15 protein-coding genes and 1 tRNA gene are annotated in these 14,890 nt (G+C 64.8%); 8 read left to right on the top strand and 8 right to left on the bottom strand.

The window, feature by feature from the left end; all coding sequences use genetic code 11:
• Positions 1-227: 227 nt before the first annotated feature.
• The 5 genes from DZF91_RS36025 to DZF91_RS36005 all read right to left on the bottom strand — a co-directional run bounded on the left by DZF91_RS36025 (position 228) and on the right by DZF91_RS36005 (position 3,817).
• Complete coding sequence (locus DZF91_RS36025; protein WP_117361502.1) at positions 228-896, bottom strand: response regulator transcription factor; 669 nt, start codon at positions 894-896, stop codon at positions 228-230.
• Positions 897-1,508: 612 nt separating this feature from the next.
• The gene (locus DZF91_RS36020) at positions 1,509-2,057 is read right to left on the bottom strand and encodes a hypothetical protein (protein WP_147341545.1); all 549 of its coding nucleotides are present in this window, start codon (positions 2,055-2,057) and stop codon (positions 1,509-1,511) included.
• A gap of 81 nt (positions 2,058-2,138) precedes the next feature.
• Positions 2,139-2,606, bottom strand: coding sequence for a peroxiredoxin family protein (locus DZF91_RS36015; protein ID WP_117361500.1), 468 nt, complete (start codon positions 2,604-2,606; stop codon positions 2,139-2,141).
• An 11-nt stretch (positions 2,607-2,617) separates the two neighbouring features.
• Positions 2,618-3,172, bottom strand: a complete 555-nt coding sequence (locus tag DZF91_RS36010; protein ID WP_117361503.1) for an RNA polymerase sigma factor — start codon at positions 3,170-3,172, stop codon at positions 2,618-2,620.
• A 57-nt stretch (positions 3,173-3,229) separates the two neighbouring features.
• Positions 3,230-3,817, bottom strand: a complete 588-nt coding sequence (locus DZF91_RS36005; protein ID WP_117361499.1) for a TetR/AcrR family transcriptional regulator — start codon at positions 3,815-3,817, stop codon at positions 3,230-3,232.
• A 71-nt stretch (positions 3,818-3,888) separates the two neighbouring features.
• Here DZF91_RS36005 and DZF91_RS36000 point away from each other — a divergent pair, with 71 nt between their 5' ends.
• Positions 3,889-4,464: a dihydrofolate reductase family protein gene (locus DZF91_RS36000; protein ID WP_117361498.1), complete on the top strand. Its 576-nt coding sequence runs from the start codon at positions 3,889-3,891 to the stop codon at positions 4,462-4,464.
• A gap of 5 nt (positions 4,465-4,469) precedes the next feature.
• Here the strand turns inward: DZF91_RS36000 and DZF91_RS35995 are convergent, their stop codons facing one another.
• Entirely contained in the window at positions 4,470-5,036 is a 567-nt protein-coding gene (locus DZF91_RS35995; RefSeq protein ID WP_117361497.1) for an EF-hand domain-containing protein, read from the bottom strand.
• Positions 5,037-5,171: 135 nt separating this feature from the next.
• Here DZF91_RS35995 and DZF91_RS35990 point away from each other — a divergent pair, with 135 nt between their 5' ends.
• From DZF91_RS35990 to DZF91_RS42485, 5 genes are all read left to right on the top strand, one after another.
• Complete coding sequence (locus tag DZF91_RS35990) at positions 5,172-5,564, top strand: ribosomal maturation YjgA family protein (protein ID WP_117361496.1); 393 nt, start codon at positions 5,172-5,174, stop codon at positions 5,562-5,564.
• 492 nt (positions 5,565-6,056) lie between these two features.
• A complete protein-coding gene (locus tag DZF91_RS35980) occupies positions 6,057-6,632 on the top strand; it encodes a hypothetical protein (RefSeq protein WP_117361494.1) in 576 nt (191 codons plus the stop codon).
• A gap of 589 nt (positions 6,633-7,221) precedes the next feature.
• Entirely contained in the window at positions 7,222-7,425 is a 204-nt protein-coding gene (locus DZF91_RS35970) for a cold-shock protein (RefSeq protein WP_117361493.1), read from the top strand.
• A gap of 337 nt (positions 7,426-7,762) precedes the next feature.
• Positions 7,763-9,178, top strand: coding sequence for a DEAD/DEAH box helicase (locus tag DZF91_RS35965; protein WP_117361492.1), 1,416 nt, complete (start codon positions 7,763-7,765; stop codon positions 9,176-9,178).
• Positions 9,179-9,693: 515 nt separating this feature from the next.
• Entirely contained in the window at positions 9,694-10,137 is a 444-nt protein-coding gene (locus tag DZF91_RS42485) for a tyrosine-type recombinase/integrase (RefSeq protein ID WP_235834811.1), read from the top strand.
• Between the two features lie 87 nt (positions 10,138-10,224).
• On the opposite strand, the gene DZF91_RS40765 is transcribed toward DZF91_RS42485, so the two are convergent.
• Positions 10,225-10,368: transfer RNA gene (locus tag DZF91_RS40765), tRNA-OTHER, on the bottom strand.
• Between the two features lie 749 nt (positions 10,369-11,117).
• On the opposite strand from DZF91_RS40765, the gene DZF91_RS35955 reads away from it, so the two are divergent.
• Both DZF91_RS35955 and DZF91_RS39190 read left to right on the top strand, forming a co-directional pair.
• The gene (locus tag DZF91_RS35955) at positions 11,118-13,394 is read left to right on the top strand and encodes an NACHT domain-containing protein (RefSeq protein WP_117361491.1); all 2,277 of its coding nucleotides are present in this window, start codon (positions 11,118-11,120) and stop codon (positions 13,392-13,394) included.
• A 129-nt stretch (positions 13,395-13,523) separates the two neighbouring features.
• Positions 13,524-13,916 carry a hypothetical protein gene (locus tag DZF91_RS39190; RefSeq protein ID WP_147341543.1) on the top strand — a complete coding sequence of 131 codons (393 nt, stop codon included), beginning with the start codon at positions 13,524-13,526 and terminating at the stop codon, positions 13,914-13,916.
• A 21-nt stretch (positions 13,917-13,937) separates the two neighbouring features.
• Here DZF91_RS39190 and DZF91_RS39185 read toward each other — a convergent pair whose 3' ends face one another.
• Complete coding sequence (locus tag DZF91_RS39185) at positions 13,938-14,525, bottom strand: hypothetical protein (RefSeq protein ID WP_147341542.1); 588 nt, start codon at positions 14,523-14,525, stop codon at positions 13,938-13,940.
• Between the last annotated feature and the right edge of the window lie 365 nt (positions 14,526-14,890).

The raw sequence follows: 14,890 nt of genomic DNA, 5'->3' as shown, positions 1-14,890 counted from the left end.
CGCCGGGGAGATCCCCGGCGGCGACCGCCGAGACGACCCGTCGGCCACCGCGCGGCGGGCCTGAACGGCCACTGCGCGGCGAGGCTGAACGGCCACTGCGCGGCGAGTTTCGACCGCCACCGCGCGGCGAGGCTGAACGGCCACTGCGCGGCGCGTCCGGCGGTCGCCGCGCGGTGCGTCCGGCGGTCACTGAAGGGCAGCGTCCCGAGGCCCGGGCTCTCCGGTGGTCACCGCCAGGAGGAGGGGGACGACCGGGTGCGGGGCGTGCGCGGGGCGCGCGGAGTGGCGCCGCCGAGCCAGCCGTTCTCCTCGGCGATGGCGACCGCCTCCAGGCGGGTGCGCGCGCCGACCTTGGACACGATGCGGGCCAGGTAGTTCCGGACGGTCCCGGTGGCCAGGAACAGCGACCGCGCGATCTCGGCGACGGTCGCGCCCTTCGCGGTCTCTCTCAGCACCTCCAGTTCGCGCGGGGTGAGCGGGCTCTGGGACGTGGCGAGCTCGGCGAACGCCAGTTCGGCGTCGATGACGCGCTCGCCCGCCGCGACGTCGTGGATCGCCTGGACGAGCCGTTCCGGTGAGGTGTCCTTGAGCAGGAACCCCACCGCGCCGGCCGCGACGGCGCGGCGCAGGTCGCCGGGCTGCCGCCGCTCGGCCATGATGATCACGGCGCACTGCGGGACCAGGTCGAGCAGCCGGGCGGCCGCCTCGACACCGTCGAGATCGGGCAGACCGAGGTCCACCAGCGCCACCTCCGGACGGCAGTGCGCCGTCGCGGCCAGCAGCTTGCGTCCGCAGTCCACGGTCTCGACCACGCGGATGTCCGCCTCGCCGTCCAGGAGGGCGACCAGGCCGCTGCGGAACAGATGGATGTTCTCGGCGAGGATGACGCGGATCACCGAAGCCTTCCCGGGATCCGACACCGCGTCGAAGGGGGCTGGGGGAGAGGCGCGGACAGGGACATGGACGGGTGCACGGCGGAATGCGCGGATGTGCGCACGGACAGGGACAGGGGCACGGGCGGGGGCACGGGCAAGGGGACGGACACGGGGGCGGGTGGGGTGGGCAGGGTACGTCCGGGCTGGTGGACGAAGGTCATGGCGTCGCCTTGGGTGTGGGCTGGGGCGCGGCAGACGCCAGAGTGCTGTCAGAAGGGCCGGGCCGTCAAATGCGATATGTCGGATAAATCGCCCTTGGTTATACCCGCGAGGTGAGTATTTTTGATCCCGCGGTAGCGCAGGGTGTCCACCCGCACACCCATGACCTTCGCCGATCACGCTCCGACGACCGGACAATAGGTGCCCTGACCTGCGGCGTCCGCTTCCGGCCACCCTCTCATAGCAGGTGTTATTCACATTGTCGCCGATTTCGGCTTGACAATCAGGCGACACTTCCCTTGCCGACAGGTCCGTGTTTCCCATCGCGAAAACCGTTTCATCGCCTTTGCGCCAGCTCGCGGGGATAAGCGAACTCCCGCGCCCTCGGCCCGGCCCGAGGGCCACCCGCGCCGACTAGCAGCGCCCACCCTCACGAGCCCCTTCGCGCCCGCCCTCGCGATCGGCCTCACGCCCGCCTTCGCGCCCGCCTTCGCGCCCGCCTTCGCGCCCGCCTTCGCGCCCGCCTTCGCGACCGGCTTCGCGACCGTCTTCCCGAGCGGCCCCGCGGGACGCGTCCGCGGCGGGCATGCGCAGCCGCGCGTCCCGCCAGATCCGCGGGAGGTCGAGACGCTCGGCGGTCCAGGTGTCGGCCGCGATACGTCCGCGCCCTCGGTAGTCCCGCATGATCCGGACGTGCGGTCGCCACCCCACGAAGCCGCGGAGGGCCGCCCCGTCCGTCCACACCGAGACCGATCCGACCGTGCGCCTCCGCGGCGTGGTCCAGAGCCAGAGCCCGACCGCGCCCTCCAGCTCGGGCCAGCCGCGCCGGAGGCGCAGCCCGGCCCGCGCGATGCCCGGGAGGTCGAGGGCGCGGTCGGCGGTGAACGCGGTGAAGCTGACGAGGAGCGGCCCGGTCGCGTCGGCGGCGGGGCCGGTGGTCCAGGACGAGCGCAGGAGTCGCATGATCGCGACCGTACGCACCCGCACCGGACCATCAGAAGATCCAATATCCGCGAATCCTCTTGAGCCAATCATCCCGGCGGCTCACACCCGGGCGCGCAGCTCCCGGACGGCCGCGAGGATGCCCTTCCTGTCATAACCGCTGGTGGGAAGCGTGGATCCGTGCGCGTGCCGGACGATGCCCAGCCCGTCGATGAGGACGCTGCCCGACTGCCGCATCGCCCCGAACACCCTCGTCCCCAGGCCCACCGCGTCATGCGGCGCTCCCGCGCTCCCCACCAGCACAGGGAACGGGATGCCGCGCTTGCTCTTCCAGGCGGTGGCCGCCGCGCGGTCCTCCGGCACCGCGAGGAACACCGTGACGCCACTCGCCGCGAACTCCTCGCGCGAGCGGACCAGGTCCTGGACGTGCCTGTTGCAGACCGGGCACGACGTCGAGCGCATGAAGTAGACGAGCGCCGCGCCGCCGTCCCCGAGGGCGGGCAGCCGCAGACTCCGTCCCCGTGCGTCCTCCAGGAGTACGTCGGGCGCGGGCGAACCGGTTTCGAGCATGGGTGAACTCCCTAGCGTGCGTGAACGGACTCGGAGCCGGCCTGGCCGTCCAGGCTGAGGCGCAGCCTGGTCCGGGCCCGGTGGAGGTGGGACTTCATCGCCGCGTCGCTCAGCCCGAGCGCCTGCGCGACCGTCCGCCCCGGATGCCCCAGGACGTCCCGCATGATCAGCACCCGGCGCTGCACGTCCGGCAGCTCCTGGATCGCCCGCGCGACGCTCTCGGCCTCCAGCCGCCGGAGCGCCTCGTCCTCGGCGGACCGCACGGACTCCGGCTCCGCCCCGTCCGGCGGGACGACCACGGACCGCGCCCGCCGCAGGCACTCGTTCCGGACGATCCGGAACATCCACGAGGCCAGCGCCCCGGTCGCGCGCAGCGTGCCGATCTTCCGGTACAGGATGATCAGCGCCTCCTGGGCCGCGTCCTCGGCGTCCTGCGGGGACGCGCACAGGTGCGCGGCGAAGCGCCGCACATGGACGTGGGCGCCGTCCAGCACCGCGACGATCGACTCGCGGTCCCCGGCCTGCGCGTCCCTGATCAGCTGCGCACTCGCCCAATCACGCGGCACGGCGTCCTCCTCCTCGTCGGCCGACACCCATAAGAGGCCGCCGGACCGCGAAAGGATTCACCCCGATTCCCGGCTCCCGCGCAGCACCCGCTGGACGGTCGCGTCCACCAGCTCGTGGGCCTGCTCCTCGGAGAAGACGCCGGGCAGCGTGAGGCGCTCCAGGATGAGCCAGTTCAGCGCGAGGTAGAGCAGCACCACGGAGGTCGAGTCCCCGGGCAGGTCGGAGCCGGCCTGATGGGCGATGTTGGCGTCGATGTCCGCGCGGATGCGCCGGGTCAGCACCTCCCTCAGCTCCGGCCGCCGCGTGGCCTCCAGGCGGAGTTCGAGCAGCGCGAGATATCCGGAGTTGAACGCGGTGACCCGATCGACGACCTCGTGCATGAGCCGGGCGTAGTGCGCCTCGTCCTGCGTCCCCTCCCGGCTGCGGGCCATCGTCGCCTCGTCGGGCAGCAGCCGGTCGTAGATGCGCCCTCCGATCTGCGTGAACAGGTCGTCGCGGTTGGCGAAGTAGTTGGACGCGGTGCCCGCCGGAACCCCGGCCTGCGTGTCCACGGCCCGGAAGGTCAGCCCGCGCGCGCCCTCCCTGGCCAGCACCTCGATGGCGCCGTCGATGAGCGCCAGGCGCCGCTCCCGGTTCTCGCGCATGTTGACACCACTCCGTTCGTAGTACTATGTTCAAACCACTGCAAGCAGAGTACTACACAAGGAGCGGTTGCATGCGAAAGCTCGCCTACTACGTCGGCGCCTCCCTCGACGGCTACATCGCCGGTCCGAACGGCGAGTTCGACTTCTACCCCCTGTCGGACGAGATGCTGGCCTGGATCAAGGACTCCCTCCCGGAGACCATCCCCACCCACATGCGCGAGCCGATGGGCCTGACCGACGTCCCCCACCGGACCTTCGACACCGTGATCATGGGCCGCGGCACCTACGAGCCCGGCCTGGACGCCCAGATCACCAGCCCGTACGCGCACCTGCGCCAGTACGTCGTGTCCCGCACCCTGACGGTCGACGACCCGGCCGTCCACATCGAGAAGGACGATCCGCGCGCCCTCGTCCGACACCTGAAGTCGGAGGACACCGGCAAGGACATCTGGCTCTGCGGCGGCGGTACGCTCGCCGGCGCCCTGCTGCCGGAGATCGACGAGATCGTCCTGAAGACCTACCCCGTCGTCGCGGGCACGGGCATCCCGATGTTCTCCGGAGCCTTCGACCCCACCCTCTTCACCACGACCGACCGCAGGACCTTCGCCAACGGCGCCCAGGTCACCCGGCTGACCAGAACCGCCTGAACCCGTCAGGGCAGATAGGTCGGACGGCCCATCCACCAGTTGCCTGGGGCGTCGGGGTCGGTGCTGGACCAGAAGTCGATGACGGCCTGGACGAACTCCTCGGTCGAGAGCCGTCCGTCCCCGTCGGTGTCCAGATGGGAGAACGCCTCGTCCGCCTCCTCCTCGGTCAACCCGGGGAAGTGGCCGCGCTGGAAGGCGAGGAACTCCTCCGGCGTGACGGTGCCGTCCGCATTGGTGTCGGCGATGTCCAGGAACGCCTCGGCGAGCGCCCCCACCGTCGCACGGGCCGCGTCCGGATCGGCGACCAGGGAGCGGGTGGAGCCGACGAACTGCTCCTTGCTGATCTCGTTCCCACCGCCGGGAACGTGGGGCAGATGCAGATCGCGCCAGATCCGCAGATACGCGTCGATGATCCGCCGCTCGGCGTCCGACCCGGGCGGATGCCCGAGCGAGGCGGCGGTCCGCTGCCCCATCAGGACGTGGTCGTGCTCGGTGAGCCTGCCGTCCCCGTCGGCGTCGAGGTGGTCGAACCCGTGGCTGATCTTCGCGGTCAACAGATCGGGAGCGGACACGTTCGCCTCCTGTCGTCGGTCGCCTCACGGTAACCAGGCGACGGACGCCGACGGCCGAGCGCCAGGCGACTATGTCCGTCCGATCCGTACATCTGCCACCAGAGGCAGCACGCGAACGGGCCTTATGATCACCCGATGTCGCTCCCAGCGCGTCCACTCATGGTGGTGTCGGCAGTCTGCTTCGCCTGTGCGGCCTACGCCGTCCGCGCCGCCATGGACGGCCCGATCGAGCAGTACTCGGGCGCCGCCTTTTCCGGCGCCATCGTCTACACCATAGTGATCTTCATCCGCCCGAGGATCTCCCCACCACTCGCCGGCGCCATAGCGATCGCATACTGCTGGCTCATCGAATTCGCACAGCTGACGTCCCTGCCGGCGACCATCTCCGCCCGCAGCATCCTGGCCCGCCAACTACTGGGCGCCCAGTTCGACTGGACCGACGTCACCTGGTACCCCATCGGCGTCATCCCCCTGACAGCCCTCCACTGGCTCCACCGCCAAAAGCAACCCCCCGCCCCCGAACAATGACCCCCATGCTTCCCCTGCTCTTCCTCGACGTAGACGGCCCCCTGATCCCCTTCGGGGCAGCAACCCCCTACCCCGTCCACGAACCTTCCACATCGGCCCACCCGCTCCTGCCACGAGTCGATCCCGCCCTGGGGCCACAACTTCTCTCGCTTCCCTGTGAGCTGGTGTGGGCCACAACTTGGATGACGGATGCCAACGACCTCATCTCTCCTCGCCTGGGCCTCCCACCATTGCCAGTAGTGGAGTGGCCTGAACCATCCGCTCTCGATGACCAGGACAAAGGCCTGCACTGGAAGACCCGCCACCTCGTCACATGGGCCGCCGGTCGTGCCTTCGCCTGGATCGACGACGAACTGACCGCCACAGATCAAGCATGGGTAGACCAGCGCCACCCGGCCCCGGCCCTCCTGTACCGAGTCGAGGCCCAGAAAGGCCTCCAGCCCCCTGACCTGGCCGCCCTGCACCAGTGGCTCACCATCCGTACCACCGCATATGGGTGACGAGATGCCTCACGAAATGCTCGACACGAGCTTGATCCTGCCGCTGATGAAAATAGGTTCGCCCGGAGGAAAGACCGAGTCCCCGGCAAATCTGGGAAAGCTGATCACCGAGCCCTGGCTTGGGGAGCTTCACATCGCGCACGTCTTCGACCTCGAGGACAGGTTCCAGTACGTCACGACAGACGACTGCGCGCGGCTTGGAATCAAGCCCGACGAGCTGCCTCACCTGAGAGTGCACAACCTGATGCACCGGCGGGGCAAGCCGCGGATCGTCCAGGGAACTCACCGCATCGGCTTTCTCCTTGGCGGTGACCTGGAGGCGAGCCTGCTGCTGGTCGACGCTCTCTGGGACCAGATCGAGCCGCAGATTCCCGGGGAACTGATCGCCGCAGTCCCAGCCCGCGACATGCTGATGGTCACAGGAAGCCAAGTGGAAGGCGGCGTTGAGGCGCTGGTGCAGAACGCCGACCAGGTCTGGGAAGACATGAAGCAGCGCCAGGACGAGCGCCTGAAACTGACAAGAAGTCTGCTCGTCCGGCGCGACGGAAAGTGGCGGCTGAAGCAGTAACAACGTTCCCAGGCGAGTCGCCACCGGGGCGGCGAAAGGCAAGGGCTTCCACGCCCCGCACGTCCTGCCGCTCTACCTCCGCAGGCGGTGTGGGAACTGCTCGGCCTGCGCTGGGATGACGCGACCTGTCTCCCCGACCGGCGGGAGAACACGGGCTCGTCTTGTGTCCTGCCGCCTCGCGGAGTCACTTGAGGTGGTGGCTGGCGACGTAGACGTCCGGTTTCGGCGCGTGCGCGAGCCTGCCGCTCGGGCTCGGCCAGGGGGATCGGCCTCGTCGTTCCATCGGGACCACTGTCCGGTCCTGTCTCCGGCCACAAGGAAGATCGCGCAATCTGGTCATCGGGCTCAGGTCGGACGGCACGTCGGCGGAGCGCGTCGGCCGCACACCGCCCCGCATGTTGCCTGATCCACCCACCCGTGGTACCGTGACGCTAGTTGCAGTTGTGGTTCCCATGAGCTTATGTGCGCCTGCTGGTACTCAGCACGGCGCATTTTTTGTTTCCCCGGTAGTCCGTCCGGATGGGGTCATTACGGCGACACGTGGCTCGCAGAGTGTGGGCCCCGTAATTGCCTTTCGGAAGGAAAAAGTATGACTACCGGCACCGTGAAGTGGTTCAACGCGGAAAAGGGCTTCGGCTTCATCGAGCAGGACGGCGGAGGCCCCGACGTCTTCGCCCACTACTCGAACATCGCCACCCAGGGCTACCGTGAGCTCCAGGAGGGCCAGAAGGTCCAGTTCGACATCACGCAGGGCCAGAAGGGCCCGCAGGCGGAGAACATCGTTCCCGCCTGAGAACCGCACAGTGCGGTGCCGGGCCCGCACCTGAGCCCGGCACCCCACCTGCCGGCAGGAAGCGATCTTCCTGCCGATGCCCGCATCTGATCTTTCAGGGGCGTAGCCCTTCTACGGCGTTCTGCCATACGGCTCCCCCAAATACTTGGCTGCGGGTTCTCGGCCGCACACCGCTCAGCCCAGAGCCCGTCCTTCAGCCGCCTTCCGCGATATCACGCGGCGCCCTTCTCGACTTCGGCGTGTCGCTTCGCGGTTCACTCTGGTTCGTTCTTGCGATCGCTCTGGCCACGGGCTGCGGAGTCTTCCTCGAAACGTGCCACTTCAGGAAGGCCTGCACATGACCCACGGCACCCGTCCGTCTCGACGTCGCCTCTCTCACCCGCCCACCAGGGCCTCGCGCCAACCGGCCGCCCGGCGGCAGAACGACTTCGCGCTTCCCCTCAGTTCCACGCCGTCGCTGCCCCCGGCCGCGTCGTTCGCCGAGCTGGACATGCCGGCGGCCCTGCTGTCCACATTGACTCGACAGGGGATGGCGGAGCCGTTCGCCATCCAGGCCTCGACGCTTCCGGACGCGTTGAACGGCCGCGATGTCCTCGGCCGTGGACGTACCGGCTCGGGAAAGACCCTCGCCTTCGGCCTGGCGATGCTCGCCCGCAGCGCCGGTCGGCGCGCCGAGCCGCGTAAGCCGCTGGCCCTGGTGCTCGTCCCGACTCGCGAACTGGCCGTGCAGGTCACCGACGCCCTCCTGCCTTACACCCAGTCGCTCAGGCTTCGGTCGGCCACCGTCGTCGGCGGCGTGTCGATCTCCCGGCAGGCCGCCGCCCTCCATCGTGGTGCGGAGATCCTGGTCGCCACCCCGGGACGGCTCACGGACCTGATCAACCGGGGCGCCTGCAGCCTGGAGCACGTACGCATCACCGTCTTGGACGAGGCGGACCAGATGGCCGACATGGGCTTCCTGCCGCAGGTCACCGCGTTGCTCGACCAGGTCGCCCCGGGCGGTCAGCGGATGCTGTTCTCCGCGACGCTGGATCGCAACGTCGACCGTCTGGTCCGGCGCTTCCTCACCGACCCGGTCGTTCACTCGGTCGATCCTTCGGCGGGAGCGGTGACCACCATGGAGCACCACCTGCTGCACGTCACGGAGGCGGACAAGCAGGACGCCACCACGCACATCGCCGCCCGCGACGGCCGCGTCATCATGTTCGTCGACATGAAGCATGCCGCCGACCGGCTGGCCCGCAATCTCCTGAGCAGCGGCGTACGCGCTGCGGCCCTGCACGGAGGCAAGTCGCAGCCGCAGCGCAACCGCACTCTGGAGCAGTTCCGCAACGGAGACGTCTCCGTCCTGGTCGCCACGAACGTGGCCGCGCGCGGCATCCATATCGATGGCCTGGACCTGGTCGTCAACGTCGACCCGCCCAACGACCACAAGGACTACCTGCACCGAGGCGGCCGCACTGCACGCGCGGGCGAGTCCGGCACCGTGGTCACCCTGGTGCTGCCCAGGCAGCGCCATGAGATGGACCGGATGATGGTGACGGCCGGCATCACGCCGCACTCTACGCGGGTGCGGTCCGGTGATCCCGAACTCAACCGCATCACCGGTGCCCGACCGCCCTCCGGCATCCCCGTCACCATCTCCGCTCCGGCCTCCGAAGGACGGCGTGACGGCGGAGCCGGGCGTAACCGCCGTCCCGCACGAAACCGCCGCTCCCAGCGATTCGCGACAAACGAGCGCGCTGGCAGATAGCCAACCGGTCGACGCTCGCGAGACTCAACCGCGGGGCGTCGAGCCAAGGCGAGGGTCGGGGGCGGATGGCAACGGGCCGGCCACCTCGCGGCTCAACAGGTTGCCCATCCTTCTTAGGCGACCTGCTGCACCAGTAGGCCCCGAGACTGCAGTCTCGGGGCCTTTTAGCTGGTCAGAAGCGTAGGCAGGGGCGGGGTCGAACCGCCGACCTTCCGCTTTCAGGTGTGGCGACATCCCCGCCCCGCAGACACCGTTCGAGGTTGACCGCCTGTTGGTGCGCGCCCACGGCTGACGCTGGTGCCTGCTGTCGCTGTCACTCGCGGGCCGCTGGCCCTCAAGTCGCACACCCATTGGATCATTCATCCTCGACAGGCTGAGCTCTTCCCGACCTCGGGTGGCGTGATCAACGGGCGGGTGAGCATCAAGCGCTCTACGGCTTCCGGCCCGGTGCGAGTGCTGTGCAGTGCCGAGAGTCCCCTTGGTCACGATCGGTGGAGGGGCTCTCAGGGTGTGTGATGGGGGATCTTCAGCGGGTCGGGGGAGCACTGCGGTTCGTTACGCCCAAGAGCGAGGACTCCGAGCGGACCAAGCCGCTGCCGCTGTTCTGCGGGTCAGTCTGGCGAAGCCTAGGGCCCGCCAGTTGGACGAGCGCGGAGGCCTGGCCGGACCGGCAGAACACGGGCTCGTCTTCTCCTCGCGTGTCGGGACGCCAATGGAGCCGGACAACCTTCGGCGGAGTTGGGGCCGGGTTCGCGAGGCGGCGGGGTCTGGATGGCGTCCGCTTCCATGACATGCGGCACACCTGCGTCTCGCTGCTGCTCCACCTCGGGGTGGCCCCGGATGTCGTTCGCGAGATCGCGGGGCACAGTGACATTGACGTCACGATGGCGATCTACGCTCACACCTCTCTTGAAGAGAAGCGGGCGGCGCTCGGGAAGCTGGGGGATGCCCTCAGCTGAGCTTGTAGCGGGACGTTGCTGTCACCGTTGCTGTCAAAAAGCCCGGACACGTGATCGTGTCCGGGCTTTTGGGGTGTTCGGAGAATGTGGGCAGGGGCGGGGTCGAACCGCCGACCTTCCGCTTTACAGGTCACACAGCCCCAACGCTGTACTGACCTGCGAAAACCCTGGTCCCTGACGAGCGACAACCCGATAAGCGGATTGTCTTCCCAGCCAAGCTACCGCCTGCCCTCCCGTAACCCTAGCCAGGGAAGGCGCATCTCACCCGAACGTAAGATCCGTCCCGCATGTGACGCCGGGGCCGAGCTGGCGCGGATGCCCCCCCGGCGGGTCGCTTGGATCGGCTGGGGTCCGCAACAAAGCTGACGCTCCGCTGCGTCTCGTGCCCCCAGCCTGCAAGGTACGCGCCACAGTAGATATCCACTCTGCTGTAGGTGGGCTGGTGCAGTGCTCAACAACGCCGTCCAAGCCAGGGGGCTGGGGGCTGCGCGGCAGCACTCAACCGTGACGATCTGTGAAACATAATTACGTGTGCGGCCGCACGTCGGGGACGTGGAACGGTTCATTACGAGTCTGGTGAAGAAGGACAATCTCGGCCAGAAGGTCTACGCCTCTGGCGAGGCTCTCGTAGCAGCCTCTCGGCTGAAGGGTCGTTCAGTGCTGCCTGACGCTGTTGCTGGTGCCTGCGTTAGCAATGCCTCTCCTGAGACGGGCAAGCGCTTCCAACATGAGCGCTTTCGCAAGCCATGGCCGCCCACCCCGAAGCAACTAGCGAGTAGCCTTTCAAAAGTAGCCCAAAAGAGACAAAACGCCCATTCTGCACAATGTTGCAAACAGTTAACAAAGTGACCTCGCCCGGAGGTAGCCGGTTGTCTAGATGATGTGAGCACTTGTACCTTATGTGACTGTCTCGCAGGGGCTTGAATCGACTGTCCCCGCAGCGCCAGCGAATGCCTCAAGGGTAATTGAAAGTAGGCGATATGGCCGTCACTGAAGAAACTGGCTCAGAGTTCGAGGCGCGCGCCCTTGCGGTGGCCCGGGCGATTCATGATCCGATGGGCACTCAAGGGTCGGTTATGTACGGCGGCCGGGAACGTGACGCGGTCTTCATTTCGGATAGTGCAGTTAATTACTTTGAGTTCACTACGTTGCGCACTAAAGATAAAGCCGTTCATGATGCACAGAAGATTAGAGATTTGCTCGTCTCTCTGAAGAGGGAGCCTGAAAATCAGTTCAAAAGTTTCACCGGATGGTTTGTTACCCGAGACGAGCCTACGGCCGATCAACGAAAGGCAGTGTCCGAGGTATCGAAAGGTCACCAATTTCCCATTTATGCGATAAGTATTGCTGCGCTTCAAAATCGTCTTTGCAACTCAGAGGAATATCTGGCTGCGCGTGGAAGGGCCCCCTTTGGCAGCATTGCATACGGAGTTCAACAACGAAAGATTGACGCTAAGGTCGAAGTTCATTTCGAGGATGAAACGGGCAAGTCAGTCTCGATAGACGATCTCGTGGAGGATCTGCTCGACGGAAAGAGCAAGGCTCTCGTTGGTGAGTTTGGTGTAGGTAAGAGCCATGCTATGAGAGAGCTCTATTACGAGCTCCGCAGACTTCACTTTAAAAAAAGGAAGCTCACCCCCTTTCCGGTCCTTGTCAACTTGCGCGATTGCATGGGGCTTAGATCTCCCGCCGAGATCCTGCGCCGCCATGCTGAAGAGATCGGTTTCTCGAATGAAAGGGCGCTAATCTCTGCATGGCGTGGGGGAGCATGCTTGCTTTTGCTGGACGGTTTTGACGAGATTGTTCCCGCTCGATGGCTTGGCAGTGCAGCCGACCTTAAGGCTGTGCGCTGGCAGGCATTGTCGCCCGTTCGTCGACTGATCCAAGAGGCTCCATCCGGGACTGGAATTATCGTGTGCGGACGTCCGCACTATTTTTCGTCTAACGATGAGATGGTCGACGCTCTAGGTCTTAACGGAACGAACAGCATTCTTTCTCTGCATGATTTTAATCAAGATCAAATTGAGGCATACCTGGCTGCCAACAACATTGCCGGGAAAATTCCTGAGTGGATTCCTGCGCGCCCCCTCCTTATCGGCTATCTAATTGCTATGGGATCGTTTGATGGCCTGGAGTCCGAGGGCTCGACTAGGTCTGAAGCCTGGCGTGAGCTACTACTATCTATCTGCCATCGTGAATCGCATATCTTCACCGCAGTCAGGCCAGAAATTATTCATCTCATAATTGCGAGGCTGGCAACTATGGCTCGCTCGAATGGTGACGAGAACGGGCCTGTAACCATGGCTATGATGCATAAAGCATTTGCCGAGGTAAATGGCCGTGAAGCGGATGCTGAGGGGGTACAACTCCTGATGCGGTTGCCTGGCTTCGCGGTGGCAGAAGACTCTGATCACGAAGAGCAGCGAGTTTTCGTTGATCGAAACTTGGCAGAGACTGCATATGGTGAAGACCTGGCGCGGTATTTGATCAACCCGTATGAAGGTCATCCTCTTTCGCGTATTGCTTCATGGGTATCTGCTGCAAGCGACCTAGGCGTTGAGGTCGCAGCAGCCGCTCTAACTGAACACCACGCTGCCTCCTCTCAGGTGCTGGCGGCTGCTACCCGGCGACAGGATAATCACCAGTACGACGCCGTCCTGGCCGACTCTCTGCGAGTAGCAAGCGATATGGGAATCGATAGCAGGCATTTCGGTAAGGCGTTTTTGATTGAAGGTGTGATCTTTCCGTTCCTGAGCATTTCTGGCGATGATCCAGTTTTTGCAAATACCATCTTCAGTGACTGTGTCATCGAGGTTATGGATCTATCGCTTGTCGCCCAGGGTGACAGTTTTCCGGATTTTAAGCAGACGCTTATCGGTTATGTCGAAGGAGTGTCTGGGATCCCTGAGTGGCTTCGGGATAATTTCACGGACTGTGACATAGAGAGGTTCTCCATAGACTCGGAAACCACGTCAGGGATCATGGATCTCCACTTGCCGCGAGATAGGCGAGTTGCGCTTACAGTTCTCAAGAAGATCTATAATCAGGCGGGGAGCGGGCGCAAAGAAGAGGCGCTCCCGCGCGGATTGGACATGGCTAGCCGTGAGCTTCTGCAAGACGTAATTGGTCGGCTCGTCTCAATGGGATGGATTGAAGAGAAGCGGGGCAGTCGAGGAAGAATCCTTTATGTTGCAGTAAAAGGCAAGAGAAAGGATGCCTTGAAGGCATTGGAGAGTCCCGCATCATTCCAGTTCTGATTCATGAGCGCGGTTTCATGAAGCCTGTTACGCTACCTGTTCGGCGGGTCGCAGTGTTGGCTGGAATGCGCGTTTGTGTGAATGGAGCTGCGACGACGGTTGGACGTTGAGGATGTACTGACTGTGCGCATGAGCCTCATCCTGACGCTCGCCCAGCTGGTTCAGAGAGCACCACAACGAGACTCTCGCGCGCTGCTGCGGCAATGGTGCTCGGCCCCGGGCTGGCCCATCGACTGGCGGGTCAGCGCCGCGATCGCCTCGCTCTGCTTGGACGATCCGTGGGAGATGTTCCAGGCGCAGCCGCCGGCCATGGAAGAGGCGACATGGCACCATACGCCGACAAACCTCACGCTGGCCAATGTCCAGGCCGCCACCGTCCTAATCCGCTCCAGGGGGACTCGTTCGTGCGAACGACGAGACGATGTGACAGACGGAAGCGTACGAAAGAGCACGCTGGCCAGCGAGGGAAGCAGGGGCGGCGCCGCCCCCTGGTTCAATCACGCTCAACGTATGCGCTATTGATATAGGTGAGACATGGTCCGTTCATGTGATCTCAGGAACTTCATCGTTCAGGTATTTGCGAACCGTGGAGATGTATTTCTTGCGGGCATTGTCAAATAGATCGATAACCCTTGAAGATGATGCAAGTTCATCGCCATCTTTCCCTGCAACCCACCAGATCGGCTCGTCCATATCTTCATTTTCATCACTCTGACAAGAGTAGAAGAGCGTTTCTGCGTGGTCTTTTATCAACTGCACGCTAGCCGCGACATCATCCGGTGAGTCAAGTGTCACTACTGCTATGGCCCTTAGTAGATCATTGTGAGCATCGGCCATCTCATCGGTTATTTCATCTAGGTCCCGAGAGTCGTGAAGTATCGGAGCAAGTGTGCGAGACCATGCGGCTCTCCGAAATTCGTCGGTGGCAGTAAGTACGCCTAGATAGGCATCTCTCTGAACAGTGCGACGTGTTTGTAGGTGAAGTGCGCGCGCTGATATTTGTGCGGCCTCGACAGAGCTACTTGCTGCCTTGCGCGCGGCCCTCGCTTGCAGGTACGTAGCGGGCAGGCCAACTGCCGTCAGCAAGGTGCCCCCGGCTGCTGCAAGGGCTGCGATGATCTCAGGCTTCATCTCGAAGCTCAGAAGTCGCAGGACCGATACGTTCAGTGTGTTGCCGTAGAGTGGTCATTACGCCATCATCCTGAACAAATCAACGTCGCGCTACTGCTTCTCGTAAAAGCGACGGTGGAAGCCGCGCCCGCAGAATCCTGCCAGTCCTTGGGGGATCTACTGACCTGCGGATCTGGTGAGACGGAGCTGTCGAGCATGGGAGAAGCCTCCAGCGTCGTTGGACTCAGCTCCAGGTAGAGCTCACGTGGTCAACTGCTGGCCACCTTGACCAACAGCTCTGGGCGGCCTAGACGAGTAGTTCCGAAGTCTGTCCCCTGGGACAGGGCGAGGGTGTTCAGGCTCGGTTTGTGGAGACCGAAGAACTG

This window comes from Actinomadura logoneensis (assembly GCF_003428695.1).
Classification (GTDB): domain Bacteria; phylum Actinomycetota; class Actinomycetes; order Streptosporangiales; family Streptosporangiaceae; genus Spirillospora; species Spirillospora logoneensis.
This window is presented reverse-complemented; position numbering and strand designations above follow the sequence as displayed.

Bases quoted from the DNA above. Each gene is read 5' to 3' on its own strand.
- DZF91_RS36005 (WP_117361499.1), bottom strand. From the start codon at position 3,817: ATGCGCGAGAACCGGGAGCGGCGCCTGGCGCTCATCGACGGCGCCATC.
- DZF91_RS36000 (WP_117361498.1), top strand. From the start codon at position 3,889: ATGCGAAAGCTCGCCTACTACGTCGGCGCCTCCCTCGACGGCTACATC.
- DZF91_RS39190 (WP_147341543.1), top strand. From the start codon at position 13,524: ATGAGCCTCATCCTGACGCTCGCCCAGCTGGTTCAGAGAGCACCACAA.
- DZF91_RS35980 (WP_117361494.1), top strand. From the start codon at position 6,057: ATGGGTGACGAGATGCCTCACGAAATGCTCGACACGAGCTTGATCCTG.
- DZF91_RS35965 (WP_117361492.1), top strand. From the start codon at position 7,763: ATGACCCACGGCACCCGTCCGTCTCGACGTCGCCTCTCTCACCCGCCC.
- DZF91_RS36015 (WP_117361500.1), bottom strand. From the start codon at position 2,606: ATGCTCGAAACCGGTTCGCCCGCGCCCGACGTACTCCTGGAGGACGCA.
- DZF91_RS35955 (WP_117361491.1), top strand. From the start codon at position 11,118: ATGGCCGTCACTGAAGAAACTGGCTCAGAGTTCGAGGCGCGCGCCCTT.
- DZF91_RS39185 (WP_147341542.1), bottom strand. From the start codon at position 14,525: ATGAAGCCTGAGATCATCGCAGCCCTTGCAGCAGCCGGGGGCACCTTG.
- DZF91_RS36020 (WP_147341545.1), bottom strand. From the start codon at position 2,057: ATGCGACTCCTGCGCTCGTCCTGGACCACCGGCCCCGCCGCCGACGCG.
- DZF91_RS35970 (WP_117361493.1), top strand. From the start codon at position 7,222: ATGACTACCGGCACCGTGAAGTGGTTCAACGCGGAAAAGGGCTTCGGC.
- DZF91_RS35990 (WP_117361496.1), top strand. From the start codon at position 5,172: ATGTCGCTCCCAGCGCGTCCACTCATGGTGGTGTCGGCAGTCTGCTTC.
- DZF91_RS42485 (WP_235834811.1), top strand. From the start codon at position 9,694: ATGGGGGATCTTCAGCGGGTCGGGGGAGCACTGCGGTTCGTTACGCCC.